This is a genomic window from Streptosporangium sp. G11 (genome assembly GCF_051192615.1).
Classification (GTDB): domain Bacteria; phylum Actinomycetota; class Actinomycetes; order Streptosporangiales; family Streptosporangiaceae; genus Streptosporangium.
The window spans coordinates 1-2,723 of sequence record NZ_JBPJUQ010000232.1 but is presented as its reverse complement, the minus strand read 5'-3'; the positions used below and the strand labels follow the sequence as shown (position 1 = coordinate 2,723).

Genomic DNA, 2,723 nt, shown 5'->3' with positions numbered 1-2,723 from the left:
ACGCACTCCTGGCGCGAGAGGATCTGCAGACCTGCCGAGTCGAGCTTCATACCCTCCAGGCTGCCCGCCCGTTCTCCAAAGGCGTTAGGGACGAAAGTCCCCTTTCTCACCGACGATCTGCCCTCAGTCGGGCGGCCATGGCAGCGACCTGGGTGCGCCGCTGCATGTCGAGCTTGCCGAGCAGGTTGGAGACGTAGTTCTTGACCGTCTTCTCGGCCAGAAACATCCGCTCGCCGATCTGCCGGTTGGTCAGGCCCTCGCCGATCAGTTCCAGGATCTGCCGCTCCTGATCCGACAGCGCGGCCAGCGGGTCCTTCCTCGCCGCCTGGTCGCGCAGGCGCGCCAGCATCGAGGCCGTGGTCTGCGGATCCAGCAGCGACTGCCCGGCGGCGACCGTGCGGACCGCCCCCACCAGGTCCGAACCGTGAATCTGCTTGAGCACATACCCCGAGGCCCCGGCCATGACCGCGTCGAACAACGCGTCGTCGTCGGCGTAGGAGGTCAGCATCAGGCACGCCAGGCCGGGCAGCTGGGAGCGGACCTCGCGGCACACGTCGACACCGTTACCGTCGGGCAGGCGGACGTCGAGCACGGCGACATCGGGCTTGAGGGCGGGGATGCGGGCGATGGCCGACTCGGCGGTGCCGGCCTCGCCGATCACCTCGATGTCGTCCTCGGAGCCGAGCAGCGCGGCGACACCACGCCGTACCACCTCATGGTCGTCCACCAGGAAAACGCGAATCATGCTCCGCACGTTAGCCCCCCTGGGCACGGGCCGGTAGGGACCAAGGACCCCGCGTGTCACGCCGGCCGCCGGCGGGACCCGGCGCGATGGTGAGGACCGGAAGACCCTGCCCCCACACGGTGAGGTCGGGACCTGTGACCCTGGGGCGGACCGTCCGGCGGGAGTTCGATGAGGAAGGAGAGGACGTCCCGCACTACGCGCACCGCGGTGTGGCGATCGTCTGTCCCCGGCGACGCCCGAATCACGGGGACGCCCGAAGGATTCGCAGGAATCGAGGAGAAGAAAATGTCGATCACCGTCAGTGACGTGATGGGCCGCACCGCCATCGCCGTGCGGCAGGACGCCGGCTTCGCCGACATCGTGGCCGTGATGAGACGCTTCGCCGTGGGCGCGGTGACGGTCATCGACGCGGACCGCCGTCCGGTCGGAGTGGTCTCCCAGGACGACCTGCTGCTCAAGGAGAGCGACGCGGTGCGCCACGGCATCCCCGTTTTCGAGAGCGCCGCCCGCCGCCGAGAGCACGAGAAGGCGGCGGCGGTCGTGGCCAGGGATCTGATGACCTCGCCCGCGATCACCGTCACCCCGGGGACGCCCGCCCGGGACGCGGCGCGGCTCATGCACGACAAAAGGATCCAGCAGCTCCCGGTGATCGACCCGGTGACCGGCCGCCTCGCCGGCATCCTGCACCGGGCGAACCTGCTGCGCGTCTTCGACCGCCTCGAGGCCGAGCTGCGCGCCGAGGCCGAAGCCGTCGCCCTCGACCTGACCGCCACCGGCTCCGAGGTGACCATCGGTATCGAGAACGGCGTGGTGACGCTCGACGGCAAGGTCGAACGCCACTCGCAGGTCGTTCAGATCGTCCAGGCGATCCGCCGGCTCGAAGGCGTCATCGACGTCACCTCGCGGCTAGAGCACGGCGACGACGACCTGCTCGTCCTCCCGCCGCTGCTGTAGACCGCCGTGGAAGAGACGTGCGCCGATCGCGAAAAGGCCGAAAGTCCCACGGGCGCGGTTCGTACGGCACTGTGACCGGGCTTGGGAAAGCGATGTGATGAGGACATCACGAAGACCGCTGAACACCACGGAACAACATGGAAAGGGGAGCCGTCATGGCCACCACTCACGGACACGACGTTCACACCGGGCTGGCCACGGGCGCCGTCCCCGCACAGACCGTTCCCGCACACGCCATTCCCACACCGGCCATCGCGACCCCGGCCGTTGAGCGCCAGGCCACCCGGCGTCCGGCCGACTACGTCTGGGCGATCGCCCGTATCGGCCTGGGCTGGGTCTTCCTGTGGGCGTTCGTGGACAAGCTTTTTGGCTGGGGGTTCGCCACTCCCGCCGAGCGGGCCTGGATCAACGGCGCCAGCCCCACCACCGGCTTCCTCAAGGGCACCGGCGAGAACGCCCTGGGCGGGGTGTTCACCGCCCTGGCCGGACAGGTGTGGGTCGACTGGCTGTTCATGCTCGGCCTGCTGGGCGTCGGCGCCGCTCTTCTCCTGGGGGTGGGCCTGCGCGTCGCGGCTGTGGCCGGCGGCCTGATGATGGTCCTGATGTGGGCCGCTGAACTTCCCCTGCAGACCAACCCCTTCATGGACGACCACCTCATCTACGCCGTCGTCCTGGCCGGGCTGGCCCTGACCGGCGCCGGCACCACCTGGGGCCTCGGCACCTGGTGGGCCGCCACCCCCCTGGTGGGCCGCCACCCCATCCTCCGATAACCGTCCCCGCCCACAGACGAAAGACCCGCTCCCTCCGCACGGGAGTGGGTCTTTCCACGTCCCGAACATGGAATCTCCCGGCGTCCCACCCGACACCGCACATCTCGCGGTCGCCTACGAGAATGCGGGCCGGTTCCCGGCGCCGACTCCTGTTCGGCCCGGCAGGTGAGGACCTAGTGCAACGTTCCTGATTGAGGGTGTGGATACCAGCTGAGCTGGGGGAATGATGGTTTCAGGGGCCATCATGCCGAAGC

Annotated in this window: 3 protein-coding genes; 2 read left to right on the top strand and 1 reads right to left on the bottom strand. The window is 69.0% G+C overall.

From position 1 onward, the window contains the following. Window positions 1-106 precede the first annotated feature (106 nt). Complete coding sequence (locus ACSDR0_RS50075) at window positions 107-745, bottom strand: response regulator (protein WP_435296041.1); 639 nt, start codon at window positions 743-745, stop codon at window positions 107-109. A 285-nt stretch (window positions 746-1,030) separates the two neighbouring features. On the opposite strand from ACSDR0_RS50075, the gene ACSDR0_RS50070 reads away from it, so the two are divergent. Continuing rightward, complete coding sequence (locus ACSDR0_RS50070; protein ID WP_435296040.1) at window positions 1,031-1,699, top strand: CBS domain-containing protein; 669 nt, start codon at window positions 1,031-1,033, stop codon at window positions 1,697-1,699. 155 nt (window positions 1,700-1,854) lie between these two features. Further along, on the top strand, window positions 1,855-2,469 hold the full coding sequence (locus ACSDR0_RS50065; protein ID WP_435296039.1) for a hypothetical protein: 615 nt from the start codon (window positions 1,855-1,857) through the stop codon (window positions 2,467-2,469). Window positions 2,470-2,723 lie beyond the last annotated feature (254 nt).